This window comes from Streptosporangium sp. NPDC051023 (genome assembly GCF_040689595.1).
Lineage (GTDB): Bacteria > Actinomycetota > Actinomycetes > Streptosporangiales > Streptosporangiaceae > Streptosporangium.
In genome coordinates this window covers 35,072-55,953 of sequence record NZ_JBFBCE010000063.1, presented here as the reverse complement: position 1 = coordinate 55,953, position 20,882 = coordinate 35,072, and the positions used below count along the sequence as shown (strand labels likewise).

General features: G+C 69.2%; 19 protein-coding genes and 1 pseudogene. 14 read left to right on the top strand and 6 right to left on the bottom strand.

Annotation, left to right across the window (positions count from 1 at the left end; translation table 11 throughout):
- Positions 1-163 precede the first annotated feature (163 nt).
- Positions 164-1,240 carry a PLP-dependent cysteine synthase family protein gene (locus AB0395_RS32720; RefSeq protein ID WP_366287788.1) on the bottom strand — a complete coding sequence of 359 codons (1,077 nt, stop codon included), beginning with the start codon at positions 1,238-1,240 and terminating at the stop codon, positions 164-166.
- Positions 1,241-1,522: 282 nt separating this feature from the next.
- Between AB0395_RS32720 and AB0395_RS32715 the strand changes: the two genes are divergently transcribed.
- Positions 1,523-2,110, top strand: coding sequence for a sigma-70 family RNA polymerase sigma factor (locus AB0395_RS32715; protein WP_366287796.1), 588 nt, complete (start codon positions 1,523-1,525; stop codon positions 2,108-2,110).
- 127 nt (positions 2,111-2,237) lie between these two features.
- Here AB0395_RS32715 and AB0395_RS32710 read toward each other — a convergent pair whose 3' ends face one another.
- The gene (locus AB0395_RS32710) at positions 2,238-3,074 is read right to left on the bottom strand and encodes a DMT family transporter (protein WP_366287786.1); all 837 of its coding nucleotides are present in this window, start codon (positions 3,072-3,074) and stop codon (positions 2,238-2,240) included.
- Positions 3,075-3,159: 85 nt separating this feature from the next.
- Between AB0395_RS32710 and AB0395_RS32705 the strand changes: the two genes are divergently transcribed.
- The 8 genes and pseudogenes from AB0395_RS32705 to fmdA all read left to right on the top strand — a co-directional run bounded on the left by AB0395_RS32705 (position 3,160) and on the right by fmdA (position 8,631).
- Positions 3,160-3,735, top strand: coding sequence for an XRE family transcriptional regulator (locus AB0395_RS32705; RefSeq protein WP_366287784.1), 576 nt, complete (start codon positions 3,160-3,162; stop codon positions 3,733-3,735).
- A 144-nt stretch (positions 3,736-3,879) separates the two neighbouring features.
- Positions 3,880-4,191, top strand: coding sequence for a hypothetical protein (locus AB0395_RS32700; protein ID WP_366287782.1), 312 nt, complete (start codon positions 3,880-3,882; stop codon positions 4,189-4,191).
- Between the two features lie 50 nt (positions 4,192-4,241).
- On the top strand, positions 4,242-5,087 hold the full coding sequence (locus AB0395_RS32695) for a polysaccharide deacetylase family protein (RefSeq protein WP_366287780.1): 846 nt from the start codon (positions 4,242-4,244) through the stop codon (positions 5,085-5,087).
- 30 nt (positions 5,088-5,117) lie between these two features.
- The gene (locus AB0395_RS32690; protein WP_366287778.1) at positions 5,118-5,753 is read left to right on the top strand and encodes a DUF2461 domain-containing protein; all 636 of its coding nucleotides are present in this window, start codon (positions 5,118-5,120) and stop codon (positions 5,751-5,753) included.
- Between the two features lie 211 nt (positions 5,754-5,964).
- A pseudogene (locus AB0395_RS32685) lies at positions 5,965-6,156 on the top strand (zinc ribbon domain-containing protein); the annotation flags it as partial.
- Between the two features lie 21 nt (positions 6,157-6,177).
- Positions 6,178-6,315: a hypothetical protein gene (locus tag AB0395_RS32680; protein WP_366287798.1), complete on the top strand. Its 138-nt coding sequence runs from the start codon at positions 6,178-6,180 to the stop codon at positions 6,313-6,315.
- A 276-nt stretch (positions 6,316-6,591) separates the two neighbouring features.
- Positions 6,592-7,239 (top strand): AmiS/UreI family transporter, encoded by a 648-nt coding sequence (locus AB0395_RS32675; RefSeq protein WP_366287794.1) that lies wholly within the window; start codon positions 6,592-6,594, stop codon positions 7,237-7,239.
- Positions 7,240-7,383: 144 nt separating this feature from the next.
- Positions 7,384-8,631: a formamidase gene (fmdA, locus tag AB0395_RS32670; RefSeq protein ID WP_366287776.1), complete on the top strand. Its 1,248-nt coding sequence runs from the start codon at positions 7,384-7,386 to the stop codon at positions 8,629-8,631.
- A 102-nt stretch (positions 8,632-8,733) separates the two neighbouring features.
- Here fmdA and AB0395_RS32665 read toward each other — a convergent pair whose 3' ends face one another.
- Both AB0395_RS32665 and typA read right to left on the bottom strand, forming a co-directional pair.
- Positions 8,734-9,099, bottom strand: coding sequence for a DUF397 domain-containing protein (locus AB0395_RS32665; RefSeq protein ID WP_366287774.1), 366 nt, complete (start codon positions 9,097-9,099; stop codon positions 8,734-8,736).
- A 599-nt stretch (positions 9,100-9,698) separates the two neighbouring features.
- Positions 9,699-11,552, bottom strand: a complete 1,854-nt coding sequence (gene typA / locus AB0395_RS32660) for a translational GTPase TypA (protein WP_366287772.1) — start codon at positions 11,550-11,552, stop codon at positions 9,699-9,701.
- A gap of 185 nt (positions 11,553-11,737) precedes the next feature.
- Here typA and AB0395_RS32655 point away from each other — a divergent pair, with 185 nt between their 5' ends.
- From AB0395_RS32655 to AB0395_RS32640, 4 genes are all read left to right on the top strand, one after another.
- Positions 11,738-12,808 carry a hypothetical protein gene (locus tag AB0395_RS32655; protein ID WP_366287770.1) on the top strand — a complete coding sequence of 357 codons (1,071 nt, stop codon included), beginning with the start codon at positions 11,738-11,740 and terminating at the stop codon, positions 12,806-12,808.
- Positions 12,809-12,826: 18 nt separating this feature from the next.
- Positions 12,827-13,681, top strand: coding sequence for an alpha/beta hydrolase (locus AB0395_RS32650; protein WP_366287768.1), 855 nt, complete (start codon positions 12,827-12,829; stop codon positions 13,679-13,681).
- A 206-nt stretch (positions 13,682-13,887) separates the two neighbouring features.
- Positions 13,888-15,945: a phosphate acetyltransferase gene (gene pta / locus AB0395_RS32645; protein ID WP_366287766.1), complete on the top strand. Its 2,058-nt coding sequence runs from the start codon at positions 13,888-13,890 to the stop codon at positions 15,943-15,945.
- On the top strand, positions 15,942-17,078 hold the full coding sequence (locus tag AB0395_RS32640; protein ID WP_366287764.1) for an acetate kinase: 1,137 nt from the start codon (positions 15,942-15,944) through the stop codon (positions 17,076-17,078). Before pta ends, AB0395_RS32640 begins: the two co-directional genes overlap by 4 nt.
- A 396-nt stretch (positions 17,079-17,474) precedes the next feature.
- On the opposite strand, the gene AB0395_RS32635 is transcribed toward AB0395_RS32640, so the two are convergent.
- Positions 17,475-18,905 carry an aldehyde dehydrogenase gene (locus AB0395_RS32635; RefSeq protein ID WP_366287763.1) on the bottom strand — a complete coding sequence of 477 codons (1,431 nt, stop codon included), beginning with the start codon at positions 18,903-18,905 and terminating at the stop codon, positions 17,475-17,477.
- 339 nt (positions 18,906-19,244) lie between these two features.
- On the opposite strand from AB0395_RS32635, the gene AB0395_RS32630 reads away from it, so the two are divergent.
- Complete coding sequence (locus tag AB0395_RS32630; RefSeq protein ID WP_366287761.1) at positions 19,245-20,156, top strand: hypothetical protein; 912 nt, start codon at positions 19,245-19,247, stop codon at positions 20,154-20,156.
- Here AB0395_RS32630 and AB0395_RS32625 read toward each other — a convergent pair.
- Entirely contained in the window at positions 20,126-20,680 is a 555-nt protein-coding gene (locus AB0395_RS32625) for a hypothetical protein (RefSeq protein WP_366287759.1), read from the bottom strand. The two genes, AB0395_RS32630 and AB0395_RS32625, sit on opposite strands and share 31 nt — an antisense overlap.
- Between the last annotated feature and the right edge of the window lie 202 nt (positions 20,681-20,882).

Sequence of the window (20,882 nt, the reverse complement as noted above, 5' to 3'; positions counted from 1 at the left end):
GAGGGTGCCCCAGAGCGGCTGGGACAACTGATCGACCTGATCGTTGAGGTCGCCCCCGGCGTCACGGTGTTGGTGGTCGCGGGCCCGCGAGACAGGCGGGCCCGTGAGACAGGCGGAGCCTCTCAGGCCGTCCGGGAGGTCCGGCCGTCCGTCCGGGATCCGCTCAGGGTTCGGCCAGGAAGGACCTCAGCTCCTCCAGGTGGGGGACGATGTCCAGGCCGCTCTCGGCCAGCCAGGTGTCGTCGCCGTAGGTGCAGCGGTAACGCTCGCCGCCGTCGCAGATCAGGGTGACGACGCTGCCCTGCTCGCCCGCCTCGCGCATCTCGCGCAGGATCTGTACGGCCGCCGCCACGTTGGTGCCGGTCGAGCCGCCGACGTCGCGGCCCGTGACCTCGCGGACCCAGCGCATGGCCGCGATGGACCTGGCGTCCGGAACCTGGATCATCCGGTCGATCACGGTGGGCATGAAGGACGGCTCGACCCGGGGACGGCCGATGCCCTCGATGCGTGAGCCGGGGGCGGTGGTCGCGGCGTCGCCGGTGCGCCAGGAGGGGTAGAAGGCGGACCCCTCGGGATCGACCACGGCCAGCCGGGTCTGGTGCCGCCGGTAGCGGATGTAGCGGCCGATGGTCGAGGAGGTGCCGCCGGTCCCCGCGCCGACCACGATCCAGGAGGGCTCCGGGTAGGGCTCCATCTCCATCTGCTGGAAGACGCTCTCGGCGATGTTGTTGTTGCCGCGCCAGTCGGTGGCCCGTTCGGCGTAGGTGAACTGGTCCATGAAGTGGCCGCCGGCCTCGGCCGCGAGCCGGTGCGACTCCTCGTAGATCGTTCCAGGGTCGCGCACGAGGTGACAGCTGCCGCCGTAGAACTCGATCAGTGCGATCTTCTCGGGAGAGGTCGAGGCGGGCATCACCGCGATGAACGGCACGCCGACCAGTCTGGCGAAGTAGGCCTCACTCACCGCCGTCGAGCCGCTCGACGCCTCGACGACCGTGGTCGAGGGGCCGATCCAGCCGTTGGCCAGGCCGTACAGGAAAAGGGAACGTGCCAGCCGATGCTTGAGTGAACCGGTTGGGTGGACGGACTCGTCCTTCAGGTAGAGGTTTACCCCCCAGGAGGCGGGAAGCGGGAAGACGTGGAGATGGGTGTCGCAGCTTCGATGGGCGTCGGCCTCGACTCGGCGGATGGCCTCGGCCACCCAGGAGCGGGTATAAGGGTCATGCCTGTCCACGTATTCCATGGGCTCAAACGTATCGCGAGCTGGGGTTATGTGATGATGGACACAACTTCTGTCATACCTGGAGGAGGATGTTACGATAATGAGACTTGTCCGGCTGTAGGGCGTGTCGTAGCCGCCCTCGAAGCAGCCACCGATCACCCTCCTGACCAGGCAGAACAGCTCTTAACGGCCCGCTTACAAGCTGCCTGGGAGCATGCAACAAGCCGTCGGAAAGGGTGTGTCGTGCCTGTGTCGGACGGTAGCGGGGGGAATCAGCACAAGGGGGAAGAACACGTGATCACGATGACCGAAGAGCAGCGCCAGGACTGGTTCGAGCGCGATGTCGTGCCGGTTACCAACCAGCTCTACGCGTCCGCGATGCGTTTGACCCGCAACTCCGCTGATGCCGAGGATCTCGTACAGGAGACGGTGGCCAAGGCGTTCACCTCCTACCACCAGTTCCGGGAGGGCACCAACCTCAAGGCGTGGCTGCACCGGATCCTCACCAACAACTTCATCAACGACTACCGCAAGAAGCAGCGCTCGCCCAAGCTCTCGGCGACCGAGGAGATCGAGGACTGGCAGCTCGCCGCCGCCGAGTCCCACATGTCCTCCGGGCTCAAGTCCGCCGAGACCGAGGCGCTGGAGCAGCTGCCGGACAGCGCCGTGATGAACGCCCTGCGCGCCCTGCCCGAGGACTTCCGGGTCGCCGTCTACCTGGCCGACGTCGAGGGCTTCGCCTACAAGGAGATCGCCGAGCGCATGGGCACGCCCATTGGCACCGTGATGTCCCGCCTGCACCGTGGCCGCCGCCAGCTCAGGGCCATGCTGGAGGACTACGCCCGCGAGGAGGGCGCCCTCAGACTGCCCGAGCAGCGTCAGGCCGCCTGAGTTCTCTCCCCGGGCGCGGGCCCGGGGACGCGGTGGGCTGTGGTGGGCACTGGCGGGCACTGATGAGCACTGGCGGGCACTGATGGGCGCTGGTGGGCGCTGGTGGGCGGGGCCCGCGGACGCCGGCTCAGCTCGCGGCTATCAGCGCGACCGCCGCGAGGGTGACGCCGATCCCCGCGACCTGCACGGCGTTGAGCCGCTCCTTCAGGACGTATCTGGCCAGCACCAGGGTGCTCGCCGGGTAGAGGGAGACCAGGACGCCGACCAGGCTCAGCATGCCGCGCTGCTGGGCGAGCATGAACAGCACGTTGGCCGTCATGTCGAGGGCTCCCGCCGTCACGATGATCCGCAGCGCGCCCGTCCCCGGCCGCAGGGTGCGGCGGGTCGCGAGGGCCAGCAGGGCGATGAGGGTGATCGAGGACAGTCGCGCGCCGAACAGCGGCCACATCCCGGAGCCGTCGGGAGCCTGTGCGAGCAGAACGAAGAAGCCGCCGAACCCCGCGCCCGCGGCGAGCGAGGTGAGGAGTGGCCCGTAACCCCGTCCCGCGGCGGCGGGGGAGGTGTCGCGGCTCACCAGTAGCACCGCGACCAGCGCGAGAGCCACGCCGAGGAGCGCCGTCGGCTCCGGCCGTTCCCCGGTCGCCAGGCCGAACAGCACGGGCAGTGCGGCGGAGGTGGTTGCGGTCGTCGGGGCGACGACGGACATCACGCCGGTGGCCAGCGCCCGGTAGAACAGCACGAGTCCGGCGGCGCCCGAGATCCCTGCCGCCGTGCCCCAGGCGAGCGTCTCCGCCGTCGGGGTGCCGGGCAGGAAGGGCAGCAGCCCGGCCACCAGGGCCAGCCCGGCGAGCTGGGAGAGCACCACCACCGCCAGCACGCGTGACCGGCGAGTGGCCAGGCCGCCGAAGAAGTCGGCCGTGCCGTAGACCACCGCGCAGAGCGTGGCCAGCACCACAGCGATCATTCTTCACCTCGGATCAATGAGTTGCACTATTAGTACAATATATAAGGTACAAAATACTGCAAATCACGGTCATTACACTGGACTCATGGATCCCGAGACGATCACCGCGGCGGTCGCGAACAACGTGCGAGCCCAGCGGGCGCACCGGCAGATGACGCTCGACGAGCTGGCCGCGCGCTCCGGGGTGAGCCGCGGCATGCTCGTCCAGGTCGAGCAGGGGCGGACCAATCCCAGCATCAACACGCTCACCCGCATCGCTGACGCGCTCGGCGTGACGGTCGCGCGGATGGTCGAGGTTTCCGACACCCCCGTGGTGCGGGTGGTCCAGGCTGCGGACGTCGTCACGTTCCCGCACGGGAAGGCCAGTTCGGCCCGGTTGCTGGTCGGCACCGACGCGCCGTCGATCCTGGAGCTGTGGGACTGGCGCCTGGCCCCCGGCGACCACCACGACGGCGACGCCCATCCGCCGGGCACCAGGGAGATGCTGACCGTGATCGAGGGGGAGCTCACCCTCTCGGTGTACGGCAGAAGCCACGTCGTCGGCGTCGACGGCGCCGTCGTGTTCTCCGCCGACCGGCCGCACAGGTACGCCAACCTGGGGGAGAGTCCGCTCCGGTTCACGATGGTGGTGACGGAACCTCGAGGGACGCCTGACCAATAGTGGTGAACAGGTGTCAGGAGACGCCGTGGAGTCGCATCATTACACTATGTCGCTTTCGCTGTCCCCTGCCGGTGCGGTGAGCCCGCCGGCCAACGGGTGTGCCCCCCGGCCGTGTGATTCCTCTTCTCACTGGGGAGGTGGGGGGTGAGCGAGCCCGTCGCGACGGGGGAGGCCATAGACAGGCTCCGTGCCGGGCTGGTCGGGCTCGGGATCACCGGCGTCTACGAGGTTGGCGACGGCACCCTGTCGGTGTGGATCGGGCTGGTCGTCCGCTTCAGGGATGGTTTCTATCGGTGGCAGGAGGGACAGGTGAAACGCCGCCATCTGGGCACGGATCCGGAAGGATGCGCCATTCGGGTGGCGCGTCGCTACGCGGAACTACAGGCAGATGTCCCATCCTGGTGGGACGAACTAGCCAGGACTCTGCGGGGGGACGTGGCCGGAGACTATCCGTAGCCCCCGCCCGGCTCTCGGGGGCGAGTGTGCGGCTGTGGATCTTTCCTGCCATGGTGTTCCTGCTGGGGGTCGCGGGCTGCGACCCCCCTGTCGCCGTGCTGAGCGCCGAGGTCGAGTCCGCGCCCGTCACGCCCGCCCCCGAGGAGACGCCGCCGTTCGACCCGGAGAAGCTGGCCGAGAAGCTGACCGGGATTCAGCCGCAGTGGCCGGACAACAGCTTCCCGAAGCCGCCGAGGCGGCGCGGGATCGACTGCGCGCGGATCAGATGCGTTGCGCTGACCTTCGACGACGGGCCGGGAGAGCTCACCGGGAGGCTGCTCGACATCCTCGCCGGGCACCAGGCCAGGGCCACCTTCTTCGTGCTGGGCCGGATGGTGGCCGAGGACCGGGGGGAGAACCTCCGCAGGATGGTCACCGAGGGGCACGAGGTCGGCAACCACACCTGGAACCACCTGCCGCTCGCCCAGCTTTCGGAGAAGGCGCTCAGATACGAGCTGACCAGCACCCAGAAGATCGTCAGGCGGCTGGCCGGGATCAAGATGACGATGATGCGCCCGCCGTACGGGGCGACCAACAAACGGGTCGCCGCCGCGGCCGCCCGTGAGGGGCTCGCCCAGATCCTGTGGAACGTCGACACCCTGGACTGGCGCGACCGCAACACCTCGCTGGTCACCCAGCGCGCGACCCAGGCCACTCCGGGATCCATCGTGCTCATGCACGACATCCACGCCACCACGATCGACGCCGTCCCCGCCATCCTGGACCGGTTCGCCCAGCAGGGGTATGCGTTCGTGACGCTCTCCGAGCTGTACGGCGTTGGCCGCCTGGTCCCCGGCAGGGGGTACACCAGCCTGGGCGACGGCAAGAGGGGGATCGCGTCCTCGGAGATTCCGTGATTGTCGGCGGTGGGTGGCACGATGGGCGGCATGGGTTTCAGCGGCTTTCCCGATGAGGCATTCGTGTTCTACGAGGGCCTCGAGGCGGACAACTCCAAGACCTACTGGACCCGCAACAAGCGGGTCTACGAGGACATGGTGAAGGCTCCGATGGCCGCGCTGGGCGAGGAGCTGGAGGCGGAGTTCGGGCGGGTGCACCTGTTCCGCCCCAACCGCGACGTCCGCTTCTCCAAGGACAAGTCGCCTTATAAGACGCACCAGGGTGCGTACGTCCCGACCGGTGAGGCCATCGGTTACTACGTTCAGCTCGACGCCGCCGGGCTCCATGTCGGCGCGGGCCTCTACTCCGCGCAGGGCGGGCAGCTCGCCCGCTACCGCCAGGCGGTCGACGAGGAGATCAGCGGCGTGCCGCTGGAGCGGATCGTGGCCGAGGCGCGCGCGGCGGGCTACACGGTCGAGGGTGACCGCCTCAAGACGCGGCCGAGAGGCGTCCCCGACGACCACCCCCGCCTCGACCTGCTCCGCCACAGGTCCCTGCACGCGGGCCGCCGCCTCGAGCCCGAGGTGTGGGTGCACACCCCCGAGGTTCTCGACCGGGTGCGCGTCGTCTGGCGTGACCTCACCCCGCTCGTCGAGTGGCTCACCGTCCACCTGCCGACCGACTGAGCTCGGCGTTCCCGGGGTGGGGCGTCCGGAGACGGCTTGCTCGGGGCTCCTTATCCACTCGGTATCCCCTCGGTCTCGGTTCGTTTACGGCCCGCGGCTCCTCTGCCCGGCTGCCCCGTGTTTCGCGGTGTAGGCCGTACGGCGCCCCTGACTCGGGCCTTGACAGGTCGGCCAGATTTCGGATAGTCCGGAAACGTGGATCCGGGCCTTCATGGATCCGCGACGCCGTCAGCCGAGGTTCGGGGAAGGGTTTCCCGCCCTTGGATGCGTGGGGGAGGCGCCCATGGCAACGTATGAGTATGTCTGCCCGGATTGTGGATGCTTTGATGTCCAACTTCCGATGGGGACCGCACCACTGGCGCGTGGCTGCGTCACATGTGAGCGCGATGCCCGTCGCGTCTTCTCCCCGCCGAACCTTTCCTGGGTGCCCCCGGCCCTGTCCGGCGCCTTCGCCCGTGAGGAGCGGAGCCGGGACGCGCCCGAGGTCGTCTCCGGGGTGCCCCGCGGGCGGCGTCCCTCGCCGCCGCCTCACCCGGCACTGGCACGCCTGCCCCGGCTGTGAACGCGTGAACCCGATGAGCGCGTGAGCATGCCCCGGGATGCGAGCGCGTGAGCAACGAAACAGCACAGACAGAAGAGAACGGAACTCGCCAGAACAACACTAGACAACACGTTCGTGTGGGTCCGGGGCCGTGGCATCCGGTGCTTGGCCTGAGCGGATCCGGTCGCGGCCCATGACGTGCGTGGCCGGGGCGTGGCCCGCGCCGTCGTGCGGCGTGCGCAGACGCGAGGCTCACCCGGGAATGGCCCGTCACGGACACTAGGGGGTGTGTCACCGATGGGAAACGTCGGACTGCTTTACGTCGGTGCGGTGCTTTTCATCAACGGGCTGATGTTGCTGAAGAAGGTCGATGCACGGGCGGCGGCCATTTTCAACCTCTTCGTCGGGGCGCTACAGGTGATCACGCCTACCGTGCTGATCATCACCGCGAACAACGACGCGAAGACGATCCTCGGCGCCTCTGGGATCTTCCTGTTCGGCTTCACCTACCTCTACGTCGGCATCGGCCTGCTCGGCGGGTTCGACGGCACGGGGATCGGCTACTTCTCGCTGTTCGTGGCCATCATGGCGCTCGGCTACTCGTTCGCCAACTTCAAGATTCTCAACGACAAGCCCTTCGGCGTCATCTGGCTCTACTGGTCGTTCCTGTGGCTGCTGTTCTTCCTGCTGCTGGGACTCAAACACGAGCATCTGGCCACCTACACGGGCTGGGTGGCGGCGATCGAGGGATGGGTCACCGCGGCCATCCCGGCCTTCCTCCTGCTCACCGGCTACTGGCAACGCTGGAACCAGAACGTCGTCGCCACGGTGCTCGCCGTGTTCGGTGTGGTGGTCTTCGGCGCGCTGTGGGCGCTGACGAGGAAGCGGGGCGCGGTTCCCACCCGGGCCGGTCCCGCGGGCGGCGAAACGATCACGGCGCACTAGGACCGCCGGTCGCCCGGTGGGTCAGGCGACCCGGCTGACCCGGCCGGTCCATCGGCCCGCGGTCATGAGAGGAACCGGGGGGAGGAGGTGATGAGGTCTGCGGATATCCGGTCATCACGCACGTGTCCATGAGAAGGAGCTGTCATGCCGAAAGTCGTTTTCACTGTGGACCAGTCAAGGTCAATGCGTGATCAACAGGTACCGGGTCACAACCGATGGCACCCGGACATACCCGTGGCCGCCATGGTGCGTCCAGGAGACGTGTTCCGCGTCGAGTGCCGCGAATGGACCGACGCCCAGTTGCACAACAATGATTCGGCCAACGACGTGCGGGACGTGGACCTGTCCCTCGCGCACATGCTGAGCGGTCCCATCGGAGTGGAAGGCGCCGAACCCGGCGACCTCCTGGTGGTCGACATCCTGGACCTCGGCCCGGTCCCCCAGGAGACCGGCGACGCACCGGGACAGGGATGGGGCTACACCGGCATATTCGCCAAGGTGAACGGTGGCGGCTTCCTGACCGACTACTTCCCCGACGCCTACAAGGCCATCTGGGACTTCAACGGCATATACGCGACGTCACGCCACCTCCCCGGCATCAGGTACGCCGGGATCACCCACCCCGGCCTGTTCGGCACGGCGCCGTCGGCCGAGCTGCTCGCGAGCTGGAACCGGCGGGAGCAGGCGCTCATCGACACCGACCCCGGCCGGGTCCCGGCGCTGGGCCTGCCACCGCTGCCCGACAACACTCTGGCGGGAAAGGCGACCGGCGACGTGGCGAACCGGATCGCCCATGAGGGAGCCCGTACCGTGCCGGCGCGAGAGAACGGCGGCAACCACGACATCAAGAACTTCACCCGCGGGGCACGCGTCTTCTACCCCGTCCACGTGAAGGACGCCAAGCTCTCGGGAGGCGACCTGCACTTCAGCCAGGGCGACGGTGAGATCACCTTCTGCGGGGCGATCGAGATGGGAGGCTTCATCGACTTCCACGTTGATCTCATCAAGGGAGGCATGGAGAAGTACGGCGTCAGCACCAACCCCCTCTTTATGCCCGGCAACGTCGAGCCGCGTTACTCGGAGTTCCTGTCGTTCATCGGCATCTCGGTCGACCACGACACCAACACGAACTACTACCTCGACGCGACGGTGGCCTACCGCCGTGCCTGCCTCAACGCCATCGAGTACCTCAAGAGGTGGGGCTACACCGGTGAGCAGGCCTACCTGCTCCTTGGCTCGGCCCCCATCGAAGGCCGGATCAGCGGCGTCGTCGACATCCCCAACGCGTGCTGCTCGCTCTACCTGCCCACGGCGATCTTCGACTTCGACGTACGCCCGAACAAGGAGGGGCCCGTCAAGCAGGATCGGGGACAGTGCGCGGTGACGTCCTGACCGATGAATGCGAAAGGGGTGCCGCGGTACCCCTTTCGCGGGGAGAGTCCCCGGCGATGGGGCCGGGGGCTCTCCGCCCACCCGCCTGAGGTACTCCGCCGCCTATGGGGCGTACTCGGCGCCCGCCTGGTCGTGCGGCGCCGTTCCGCTCCGGCCGGGTTTGAACCGCCCGGCCTGCTCGGACCGTTCAGTGAGCCCGGGGCGTTCGGGCCGGGCGGTCCCTCTGGCCTGTCCGAGGCCGGAGTCGAACGCGGAGGACTTCACGCCGTCGATGAAGACCCGCCACTCGATGGGGGTGAAGTAGAGGACGGGCCCCGAAGGGTCCTTGCTGTCACGTACGGCATGGCTGGCATCCCGCTTGTGCTCGGGCCGGGGTGAGGCGATGGCGAGTTCGGCGACCTCGACGCAGTCGCCTCCGTTGGGGCTGCTGAAACTCGACTTTCGCCACGGGAGATTGCTCAGGTCCATTTCTCCTCTGCCATTCTCTTGATGCTGTCCTTCGATGTGCTGAGTGGTAATTCCTGGACGCGGGCAGCCTCAAATGACCGCCTTGCCCCCGAAGCCTTCGGCGGTTCATCGATGATGAGGTCGTAAGCGCCGTTTCGAACACGCTACCTTGATTCCGCTCTCCAGGACGGCCATATCTGCCCCTCAAGCAGGCACGGCTCCGTCCCCCGCCCTCTAAAGGACGACGTTTCAAGGGAAAAACGCGAGGTGGGTAACCGATCACTTCTGTGTGGGCGGCCGACGTTCTCGCGCGACGGCCAAGGAAACCCGATAAATCGGCCACTCGAAATCGGTGCCCATTGGAAGCCCGTGAAACCCGATAATCGAGGCGCCCGCGCGGGGAACCGGAAAACGTGGCGCGGGAAGCACGACGCGCAGCCGCGGAGACGGAAGCACGGCGTGCGGCCCCGGGAACGACCGCCGCCGCTCTCCCGGGCAAACGGGGAGGGGCCCAGGCGAACGGGGAGGGCAGGGAGGCCGGACGGCGAAAGGGCGCCGGACCCTGAGGTCCGGCGCCCTTTCTATGAGAGGATCCGCTTCCTCGCGGAAGCGGGGCGGGATCAGCTGCTGCGCTTGGCGCGGGCGGCGCTCCTGCCACGGGTCGCCGCGTCCAGGACGACCTTGCGGATGCGCACGTTCTCCGGAGTGATCTCCACGCACTCGTCCTCGCGGATGAACTCCAGCGCCTGCTCCAGGGACAGCAGGCGCGGCGGGATCACCTTCTCGGTCTCGTCACTGGTGGACGAGCGCATGTTGGTGAGCTTCTTCTCCTTGGTGATGTTCACGTCCATGTCGTCCGAGCGTGAGTTCTCACCGACGATCATGCCCTCGTAGACCTCGGTGGTCGGCTGGACGAACAGCACACCGCGCTCCTGCAGGTTCAGCATCGCGAACGGAGTCACGGGGCCCGGGCGGTCGGCCACCAGCGAGCCGTTGTTACGGGTGCGCAGCTCGCCGAACCACGGCTCATAGGTGTCGAAGACGTGGTGCACCAGGCCGGTGCCGCGAGTCTCGGTGAGGAACTCGGTCCGGAAGCCGATCAGGCCGCGCGCCGGAACCACGAACTCCATCCGGATCCAGCCGGTGCCGTGGTTGGTCATGTGCTCCATACGGCCCTTGCGCACGGCCAGCAGCTGCGTCACCGCACCGAGGTACTCCTCCGGGCAGTCGACGGTCAGGCGCTCGACCGGCTCGTGCACCTTGCCGTCGATGGTCTTGGTGACCACCTGCGGCTTGCCGACGGTCAGCTCGTAGCCCTCACGGCGCATCTGCTCGACCAGGATGGCCAGCGCCAGCTCGCCACGGCCCTGGACCTCCCAGGCGTCGGGCCGGTCGGTCGGCAGGACGCGCAGCGACACGTTGCCGATGAGCTCCTTGTCGAGCCGGTCCTTGACCATGCGGGCGGTGACCTTGGAACCCTTGATCTTGCCGACCAGCGGCGAGGTGTTGGTGCCGATGGTCATCGAGATCGCGGGCTCGTCGACCGTGATCAGCGGCAGCGGACGCGGGTCCTCGGGGTCGGCCAGGGTCTCGCCGATCATGATGTCCGGGATGCCGGCGATCGCGATGATGTCGCCGGGGCCCGCCTCCTCGGCGGGCTTGCGCTCGAGCGCCTCGGTCATCAGCAGCTCGGTGATCTTCACCCGCTGGATGCTGCCGTCCGTACGGCACCAGGCGACCTGCTGGCCCTTCTTGATGGTGCCCTGGTGGACGCGGCAGAGCGCGATCCGGCCGAGGTAGGAGGAGGCGTCTAGGTTGGTGACGTGCGCCTGCAGCGGGGCGCCCGGGTCGTAGGTCGGAGCCGGGATCGTCTCCTTGATGACCTGGAAGAGCGGCTCCAGGTCCTCGGAGTCCGGCATCCCCGCGTCCTCGGGGCGGTTCAGCGAGGCGCGGCCCGCCTTGGCCGAGGCGTAGACGATCGGGAAGTCGATCTGCTCCTCGGTGGCGTCCAGGTCCATGAAGAGCTCGTAGACCTCGTCCACGACCTCCTTGATCCGGGCGTCGGGACGGTCGACCTTGTTGATGCACAGGATGACCGGCATCTTGGCGGCGAACGCCTTGCGCAGCACGAAGCGGGTCTGCGGCAACGGCCCCTCGGAGGCGTCGACCAGCAGCACGACGCCGTCGACCATCGACAGGCCGCGCTCGACCTCACCGCCGAAGTCGGCGTGGCCGGGGGTGTCGATGATGTTGAGGGTCATGTCCCCGTGCTTGACCGCGGTGTTCTTCGCGAGAATGGTGATGCCCTTCTCGCGCTCGAGGTCGTTGGAGTCCATGACACGGTCATCGACATCCTGGTTCGCCCGGAACGCTCCGGACTGCCAGAGCATGGCATCCACGAGAGTGGTCTTGCCGTGGTCGACGTGCGCGATGATAGCGATGTTCCGCAGGTCATCGCGGCTGTTCAAAGGCATGATGGAGTCTCACTCTGTGATCGTGGAGGCTGGCCGCGGACCGTGCGGCCCCTTCATTTTAGTTGATCCGGACAATCGCTCTCACGCCCGTGCCGGACCGGGCTCCTCTGTTCACCGCGAAGTCACCTTTTCGACGTACGGATCAGCCCTTTTCTCCGATATGGCGGGCTGTCACAATCCGATCTGTGGCATCTGACGTGGATCATGTCCGCCGCCTCTGCGCCAGGGGCGACTATCTCTGGGCGCACTCCTACGTGACCCGGCTGATCGCCGATCACCCCGAGGAGCCGGAACCGCTTCTCCTGCGCGCGATGATCCACGCCCGCCGGGGGGATCCCGAGGCGGCCCGCCGTGATCTGGCCGGGGCCCTGGCCCTGGCGGGCGACGCCTCGGCCGAGGAATCCGCCTCACTCCGCGCCGAGGTCGAAACCCTTCTCGACTCCCCGCGGGAAGAGCGCTCGGGACGGGACCACCGTGACGGGCGGGCGCGGGACGGCTCGGGCGAGGAGAGGCGGGGAGGGTTCCGGCGGGCGGCCGGAAGGGGCTTTACGGGTCTTCTCGGCGCCGCGGTCGGCATCCTCCTCATCCGGCTGATCAGCGAAGCGGACGCCCGGGTCGCCGACGCGCTCGGCTTTCCCGTCCTGCCCAGCGGCGACTCGCTTCCCGGGACGCTGATCGTCGCCGGAGCGGCCTGCCTGCTGTGGCTGCTCGGCTGGGTGGTCTGGGCCGAACTCAAGGGGGACGGCGTCCGCGCCGAGCTACGTCGCCGCCGTGCCCTGGCCAGGGCGACGGCCGAGGGGTTCGACGACGACAACCTGCGGCTCAACGCCGCCTCCCTCGCCTCCTTCCTGTGCCTCGCGCCGATGGTCTTCCTGCTCCCGACGTCCTTCGAGGTCGGCTTCCCCCTGCTGCTGCCCCGGGCCTGGACGATCCTGTCGGTCGCCCTCCTCGCTTGGTGGGTGCACCGGCGGTTCGGCGGCGAACAGCTCAGGCGAGCCTTCAGGCTCAGCAGGCTGGTGGTTCTCCACACGGTCGTCGCCGCGGGCTGGGCCGTCGCGGTCGTCGCCGTCCCCCTGCGGATGAGCTCGCTGGACGGTGCCGCGGGGCCGTACGTGGTGTGCTGGTCCCTGGGCGGCTGGCTGCTCTTCGCCCCTTTCCTCATCATCGCGAAACGCCGCCTGAGCGATGCGGGGCGGCTGCAGATCCCCTCCCACTGGCGCGAGCGCGGCGCGCGGCCGGGACAGCGTGAGGCCTGACGGTTCTAAGCTCGGGACATGCCTCTAGCGCCGTCGTTCGCCGTGATGCTCAGAACCGAGGACAACGTGCGGATCGAGGCCGCGCACACGCCGCCGCGCAGGCCCGGCGACCTGGGGATCGTGCTGGCACACGGGTTCACCGGATCGCTCAGGGAGCGCCCGACACGGCGGATCACCCACGTGCTCAGCGGGTTCGGCGGGGTGATCTCCTTCGACTTCCGCGGCCATGGTCGCTCCGCCGGCGAGTCGACCGTGGGAGACCTGGAGATCCTCGACCTGGACGCGGCGGTACGGCACGCACGGGCGATCGGCTACACCAGGGTCGCCGTCGTCGGGTTCTCGATGGGCGGGGCGGTCGCCGTACGGCACGCGGGCCGGCAGGGGGCGATGAGGCGGGCGCGGCGGGACGGTGAGCGGCCCACGGGTGAGAACGGGCACGGCGGGCCGCCAGGTGGGGCCGGGCAGGACGGCTTTCCCCGCGGCGGAGAGGTGGACGCCGTGGTCGCGGTCAGCGCACCCGCGCGGTGGTACTACCGGGAGACCCGGCCGATGCGGCAGGTGCACTGGGCGATCGAGCGCCCGCTGGGACGCTGGGCCGCGCGGGTCGGCAAGCGGACCCGGATCAGGAAGGGAACGTGGGATCCGGTTCCCACGGCCCCGTACGAGGCGGCCGCGGACATCTCACCGACCCCGCTGCTGGTCGTCCACGGCGACGCCGACTCCTTCTTCCCCCTCGACCACGCCCACCAGATCTACGAGGCGGCCGGGGAGCCGAGGGAGCTGTGGATCGAACCGGGATACGGCCACGCCGAGTCGGCGGCGACTCCCGGGCTGGTCCGCAGGATCGGCGAGTGGGTCGCCGCCAACTCCTGACTCCCGGACCCTCGGGGCTCGGGGCGGTCGCCGGGCCCGCGCGAGCCGGCGGAGGGCAGGTCCGCGGTGGTTTCGGGGCGGTGAGCGCCCTGAGACCCGGAGTTCACACCGATGACGCTTCGAGGGTGTTCACTCCTTCGGAGCGGAGGTCTCACGGCACGGTTTCGTACGGTTTCACGGCATGGTTTCGTGGCACAGGGGGGCGTATGCGCAGCATCTACGTGGCAGGTCTCGGGCGCGGGGACGGCAGGCAGATCGTCGAGCTCGGCCTGATGGAACTGCTCACCCGCCGCGTCCGCAGGGCGGGGGTTTTCCGCCCGATCACCAGGGACGGCGACCGCACCCTCGAACTGCTCAACGCGAGATACCGCCCCGCGGCCTCGGAGACAGGCGTCACGGCCGAGGACGCCGCGGAGATCTACGCGCGTCACGGCACCGAGGAACTGGTCGCCAGGCTGGTCGCCCGGTTCCACGCGCTGGAGCGGGAGTGCGACGCGCTGCTGGTGCTCGGCAGCTCGTTCGCCACCGACGACCTGCCCAGGGAGCTGGCGTTCAACGCCCGCCTCGCCGCCGAGTTCGGCGCCCCGGTGATCGTGGTCGTGGGCGCGCACGGCGAGCGGGCCACCGAGGTCGCGATGGAGACGCGCACCGGCTACCAGGTCTTCTCCGACCTCGGCAGCACGGTGCTCGCGGTCGTCGCCAACCGGGTGCCGAGGGGGATGTCCGTCGACCCGGGCCTTCCCGTGCCCTGCTACACCATCCCTGAACACCCTTCGCTGTCCGCGCCGACGGTCGGCCAGGTGCTCCAGGCCGTGGACGCCAAACGGGTCCAGGGTGACGAGGACGCGCTGCGCAGGGACGTGCTGGGGTTCGTGTTCGGCGGGGCCACGCTCCCGGTGTTCCTCGAGCACCTGGCCGACGGGGCGCTGGTGATCACGCCGGGTGACCGGGCGGACCTGCTGCTCGCCTCGGTCGCGGCGGAGGCCGCGGGCACCGTCAGGCCGTCCGGCGTGGTCCTGACGCTGGGGGAGGAGCCGACGGAGGCCGTGAAGGACCTCACCGCCAGACTGGCGCCGGGGGTGCCGGTGCTGTCGGCCGCCGCGGACAGCTTCACCGTCGCCACGACCCTGGCCGGGCTGGAGGGGCGGCTCACCGTGGACAACCCGCGCAAGACCGAGACCGCCCTGGGCCACTTCGAGGCCCACGTGGACACCGCCGACCTCGCGGACCGGATCGAGCTGGCCCACTCGGAGCGGCTCACCCCGATGATGTTCGAGCACACCCTGCTGGAGCGGGCCAGGGCGGAGCGGCGGCACATCGTGCTGCCGGAGGGGGAGGAGGACCGGATCCTGCGGGCGGCCGACGTCCTCATGCGGCGCGGCATCGTCGACCTCACCCTGCTGGGCAGGCAGGAGGTGATCCGCAGGCGGATCGGCGACCTCGGCCTCGACCTGTCGGGCGTGACCGTCGTCGATCCGGTGACCTCCCCGCTACGCGACTCGTTCGCCCGTGAGTACGCCGAGCTGAGGGCGCACAAGGGCATGACGCGGGAGCGGGCAGGGGAGGTGATGGCCGACGTCAACTTCTTCGGCACGATGATGCTGCACCGGGGCGTCGTGGACGGCATGGTCTCCGGTGCCGCGCACACCACCGCCGCCACGATCCTGCCCGCGTTCCAGATCGTCAAGACGGTTCCCGGCACCTCGATCGTCTCCTCGGTGTTCTTCATGTGCCTGGCCGACAGGGTGCTCGTCTACGGCGACTGCGCGATCAACCCCGATCCCGACGCCGAGATGCTCGCCGACATCGCCATCTCCTCTGCCCGTACGGCGCAGCGGTTCGGCATCGAGCCGCGGGTCGCGATGCTGTCGTACTCGACGGGGCGTTCGGGCACGGGAGCCGACGTCGACAAGGTACGCGAGGCCACCGCGCTGGTCGTCGAGCGGGCGCCGGACCTGCTGGTCGAGGGGCCGATCCAGTACGACGCGGCGGTCGACGCCAGGGTCGCGGCGGCCAAGCTGCCCGGTTCCCCGGTCGCGGGCCGGGCGACCGTGTTGATCTTCCCGGACCTGAACACCGGGAACAACACCTACAAGGCCGTGCAGCGCTCCGCCGGGGCCGTCGCGGTCGGGCCCGTGCTGCAGGGGCTCCGCAGGCCGGTCAACGACCTGTCGCGAGGCGCGCTGGTCACCGACATCGTGAGCACCGTGGCCATCACCGCCATCCAGGCCCAGGAACAGGAAGACGAGAAGGAGGCGCGGTGAGCCGCGTACTGGTGCTCAACAGCGGTTCGTCCTCGGTGAAGTACCGTCTGCTGGCCGGCACGGAGCGGCTGGCGTCCGGCATGGTCGAGCGGATCGGCGAGCCGGGGTCCCCGGCCGCCGACCACGAGGCGGCCCTGAAGATCGTCGCGACGGAGCTGGCGGAGCGGGGCCTCGGGCTCGACTCCCCGGAGCTGACCGCGGTCGGGCATCGGGTGGTGCACGGTGGCACGACCTTCACCGAGCCCACGCTGATCACCGACGAGGTGGTCGCGAAGATCGAGGAGCTGATCCCGCTCGCTCCGCTGCACAACCCGGCCAACCTGGCGGGCATCGAGGTCACCCGGCGGCTGCGCCCCGACCTGCCGCAGGTCGCGGTCTTCGACACCGCCTTCCACTCCACGATCTCCCCTGCCGCGGCGACGTACGCGATCGACAGGGAGCTGGCGGAGCGGTGGAAGATCCGCCGCTACGGCTTCCACGGCACCTCGCACGCCTACGTCTCCCGCGAGGCCGCGGCCGCGGTCGGCAGGCCGGGCGGCAACGTGATCGTGCTGCACCTGGGCAACGGGGCCAGCGCCTCCGCGGTCTCCGGCGGGCGCTGCCTGGAGACCTCGATGGGCATGACCCCGCTCGAGGGCCTCGTCATGGGGACCCGCAGCGGTGACCTCGACCCGGCGGTCGTCATCTACCTCGGCCGGGCCGCGGGGATGTCCTTCGACGAGATCGACACCCTGCTCAACCGCCGCGGCGGCATGCTCGGCCTGTGCGGCGACAACGACATGCGGGCCGTACAGGAGCGGCTCGCCGCCGGGGATCCCGATGCGGAGCTGGCCTTCTCGGTCTACTGTCACCGGCTGCGCAAGTACGTCGGCGCCTACTACGCGGTGCTCGGCACGGTCGACGTGATCGCGTTCACCGGAGGGGTGGGGGAGAACTCTCCGCTGGTCAGGCAGACCGCGCTGGACGGCCTCGGGGCGCTGGGCATCGCCGTCGACCCGGCCCGCAACGCGCGGGGAGAGCGGATCGTCTCGCCCGACGGCACGGCCGTGAAGGTCGCCGTGATCCCCACGGACGAGGAGCTGGAGATCTCCCGGCAAACTCTCGAGATTATTTCTCGAACCAATCGTGGGTAAAACGCGTCTACCTAAATCAGATGGATGAGATCCGCCGGGAGAGGTCCACGGGACTCGGCCCTCCGCTTTCGCGGGAGTCGTGGGACAACTCGGGTAGACAGGCGGTGGCCCAGCGTCGCGGGGGCGTGCTGGGCCGTTCATGCATCCGCAGGCGTGCTTGTACGGCTCCGCGGAGCCGTACAAGCACGCTCTTGGGCCGCTGGCCTCTTCCCCCGTCGGACGGATCGGGTGGACGGACAGGGCGGGCAGGCGGGGAACGCCAGGACCGTTCCGGCGGATGGGCGGGAGTCTTGACGGATGGACGGGGCTCTGGCGAGGCGGCGGGGCCTGGAGGGGGCAGCGGGACTCTGGCGGGCCGACAGGGCTCTGGCGGGCCGGTTCGGGGAGAACCGGGCGTCAGCCCAGGCGCGCGATGGACTTGTACTCCAGATAGGACGACAGGCCCTCCGGACCCAGCTCGCGGCCGACGCCGCTGTTCTTGAAACCGCCGAACGGGGAGCTCGGTTCGATCATGAGAAGGTTGACGCCGTAGGTCCCGGTGCGGACCCGGCGGGCGATGTCGAGGCCGCGTTCGGTGTCCGAGGTCCACACCGTGCCGGCCAGGCCGTAGTCGGTGTCGTTGGCGATGCGGACCGCGTCCGCCTCGTCCTCGTAGGGAATCACGGTCAGGACCGGGCCGAAGATCTCCTCCCTGGCGACGCGCATCTCGTTGGTCGCCCCGGCGAAGACGGTCGGCGCGACGTACCAGCCCCGATCGCGCGGGCGGCCGAGTCCGCCGACGACCGGCTTTGCCCCCTCCTCGATGCCGAGCCTGATGTAGCCCTCGACCCGTTCCCGCTGTCTGGCGGCGACGAGCGGCCCGATGCCGGTCGCGGGGTCGGCGGGGTCTCCTACCGGCATGCTCCTGACCATCGCCGCGACCGCGTCCACGACCTCGTCATAGCGGGCCCGCGAGGCGAGGATGCGGCTCTGGGCGACGCAGGCCTGACCGTTGTTCATCAGCGAGGCGATCGACAGGAAGCCCATCGCGGAGGGCAGGTCGCAGTCGTCCAGGATGATCGCCGCTGACTTGCCGCCCAGCTCGAGGGTGCACCGCTTGAGCTGCTCGCCGCAGATTCCGGCGATGCGGCGCCCGGCCGCCGTCGAGCCGGTGAAGGCGACCTTGTCGACGCCGGGGTGGGACACCAGGTACTCGCTCGTCTCGCGCCCGGCGGCGACGACGTTGACGACGCCGTCGGGGACGCCCGCCTCCTTGATCATCTCGGCCAGCAGGTAGGCGTCCAGCGGGGTCTCCGGCGCGGGCTTGATCACGACCGTGCAGCCCGCGACGAGGGCCGGGGCCAGCTTGGTCATGATGACGAACTGGGGAACGTTCCACGGAGCCACGGCGGCGACCACGCCGACCGGCTCGCGGCGGACGGTCACCGGGCCGAAGGTGCCGGGGCGCTCCTCCTCGACGGGGAAGGTCTTTCCCAATTCGGCGTAGTACCGCAGCATGCCGAGCGGCTGGGGGGCCTGGGCCATCCGGGAGAAGCTGATCGGGGAGCCCATCTCCAGCGTGATGAGCTCGGCCATCTCCGCCTGGCGCGCCGCGTAGACCTCGGCGAGCCTGCCCACGACGGCCGCGCGCTCGGCCATCGTCATCCGCGGCCAGGGGCCGCGGTCGAACGCCTGGCGGGCGGCGGCGACCGCGCGGTCCATGTCGGCGGGGGTCCCGTCGGGGACACGGCCGACGACCTCCTCCGTGTGGGGGGAGACGACCTCGATCGTCCCGGTGCCCGAAGGGGCCACCCAGTCGCCCCCGATGAACAACGTGTCGTGGAACATGAGCGGTGCCTCCTGGTCGGTGGCCGGAGCCGGTCGTGAGCCGGTGCCTACCCGGACAGTGTCGGTCGAGGGGGAGGGGCCCGCAATGCCGACGATTGCCGGGCTCTGCCCTGTCGATGAGACCGAATCATGTTCTAATGGCGACGGCAAGGGGCGCCCCGGAGGGTGGATGAGTGACCGGAGAGAAGATTGTGACCCCAGGGGCAATTGTTTAAAGCACCGCAGACTGGTAGATAGTTCGTCAATGGTGCGGGAGTTCCATCGTTTCGGTGGCGGGCCTCAAGATCGTCTTCTATAGTTTCGCTCCGGCCATGAGGGGGCTCTGGAGGTGAGCGAAGCGTGAGATCGAGTCGCTCGATCGCGCTGTGCGTCATGCTTTCCGCCCTGCTCACGACCCCGGTCATGGCCGGGGCTGCGGTGCGCCAGGCGGCCAAACCCAACCCGGAGGCAGAGCTGAAGAAGCTCACCCGGGAGGCGAGCGAGCTCAACAAGAGATACCGGGGCGAGGTGCAGAGCCTGGAGGAGACCCGGGTCCAGGCCAGCAAGGCCACCGAGAACGCCAAGAGCCTGAAACGGACCCTGGCCACCGCGCAGACCGCCGTCATGCGCTTCGCCCAGACCTCGTACATGGGCGGCATCCTGGACGACACCAACCTGCTGGCCTTCCAGGGCGACCCCGGCATCGCCCTCGACAGGGCCGCCACCATCTCCTACCTCGCGGGTCAGCGCGCCGGCCAGCTCAACCGGATCAAACAGCTCATCAAGGACGCCAAGAACGCGGAGAAGGCGGCCGAGGCGAAGATCGTCAAACTCAAGGACGACATCGTCAAGCTCAAGAAGGACCGCGTCCGCATCGAGGGCCTGCTCGCCAAGTACGGCTTCCAGCAGCCCAGCGGCGGGGAGGGCCTGACCCCCCGCATGATCAGCGTGCGCAACACCATCCTGCAGAACTTCCCGATGCCCTACAGCTACGGCTGCCTGCGCCCCGGCGACCCCGGCGAGCACGGCAGCGGCCGGGCCTGCGACTTCATGATGAGCACCGGTGGCCGCATGCCGACCCCCGAGGCCAAGGAACGCGGTGACCGCCTGGCCCAGTGGGCCATCGACAACGGCCGCGACCTCGGGATCATGTACATCATCTGGCAGCAGCGCTACTATGACATCCGCACCGGCGCGGGCTGGCGGATGATGTCCGACCGGGGCGGCATCACCGCCAACCACTACGACCACGTCCACGTCTCGGTCTTCTGACGCCCTCCCACACGCCGGTGACCTCCCGGTTTCCCGGGCTTTCCCGTGGGGAGTCCGAACCAGACGATCTCTCCCGTGGGCGTACGCTTGACGCCCCAGCAGCAGGCCACCTGGTCCAGGAGATAGAGCTCACGTTCGCGCTCCTCGGTCACCGGACCCTGTGAGGGCGAGGCGGTGTCCTCGACCTCGCAGTGCAGCAGGCCGTCCTCGTGGGACAGGGTCAGCCGGACCGGTCCGCGCCCACGGCGCAGCGCGCCGGTGACCACCTCGTCGGCCAGCGTTCCCGCGACCCTGCCGTGTCCGATGAGTCCCCACCCGTCCAGCGTGGCGGAGACCAGGCGGCGCGCCCCGGGCGCGGAGAAGGGCTCGAAGCACGTGAAGCCGAGGCGCCGGCGGGCGGCCTCCCAGGTGCGGAAGCGGAGCGGGCCCCTGTCGCCGCCCCAGAGGGAGCAGGGTGTCGCGGCAGCGGGCGCCCAGGGGTCCTGGGTGGTGCCTGGCGGCTGCGGAGGCTGGTACGGCGACATGACTCGTCCTTCGATTCCCGCTGATCCCCGCCGGGCGGCGGAGTCCTGTCCGATGAAGCCAGTGTTCATCCACCGCGATCGGGACATAACGGGATAAATACCTGTATCGACCTTCTGGGGATACGCACGAGGACATCCAGCCGACACCGGGTGGCGTCCTCGCCGCGCATAGCCTCTGTCTTCCCATGAGGAAGCCGCTCGC

Coding starts and splice junctions, on each gene's coding strand:
- AB0395_RS32690 (WP_366287778.1), top strand. CDS start 5,118: ATGGGTTTCAGCGGCTTTCCCGATGAGGCATTCGTGTTCTACGAGGGC.
- fmdA (WP_366287776.1), top strand. CDS start 7,384: ATGCCGAAAGTCGTTTTCACTGTGGACCAGTCAAGGTCAATGCGTGAT.
- AB0395_RS32635 (WP_366287763.1), bottom strand. CDS start 18,905: ATGTTCCACGACACGTTGTTCATCGGGGGCGACTGGGTGGCCCCTTCG.
- pta (WP_366287766.1), top strand. CDS start 13,888: ATGCGCAGCATCTACGTGGCAGGTCTCGGGCGCGGGGACGGCAGGCAG.
- AB0395_RS32625 (WP_366287759.1), bottom strand. CDS start 20,680: ATGTCGCCGTACCAGCCTCCGCAGCCGCCAGGCACCACCCAGGACCCC.
- AB0395_RS32715 (WP_366287796.1), top strand. CDS start 1,523: ATGACCGAAGAGCAGCGCCAGGACTGGTTCGAGCGCGATGTCGTGCCG.
- AB0395_RS32710 (WP_366287786.1), bottom strand. CDS start 3,074: ATGATCGCTGTGGTGCTGGCCACGCTCTGCGCGGTGGTCTACGGCACG.
- AB0395_RS32665 (WP_366287774.1), bottom strand. CDS start 9,099: ATGGACCTGAGCAATCTCCCGTGGCGAAAGTCGAGTTTCAGCAGCCCC.
- AB0395_RS32705 (WP_366287784.1), top strand. CDS start 3,160: ATGGATCCCGAGACGATCACCGCGGCGGTCGCGAACAACGTGCGAGCC.
- typA (WP_366287772.1), bottom strand. CDS start 11,552: ATGCCTTTGAACAGCCGCGATGACCTGCGGAACATCGCTATCATCGCG.
- AB0395_RS32695 (WP_366287780.1), top strand. CDS start 4,242: ATGGTGTTCCTGCTGGGGGTCGCGGGCTGCGACCCCCCTGTCGCCGTG.
- AB0395_RS32650 (WP_366287768.1), top strand. CDS start 12,827: ATGCCTCTAGCGCCGTCGTTCGCCGTGATGCTCAGAACCGAGGACAAC.
- AB0395_RS32675 (WP_366287794.1), top strand. CDS start 6,592: ATGGGAAACGTCGGACTGCTTTACGTCGGTGCGGTGCTTTTCATCAAC.
- AB0395_RS32720 (WP_366287788.1), bottom strand. CDS start 1,240: ATGGAATACGTGGACAGGCATGACCCTTATACCCGCTCCTGGGTGGCC.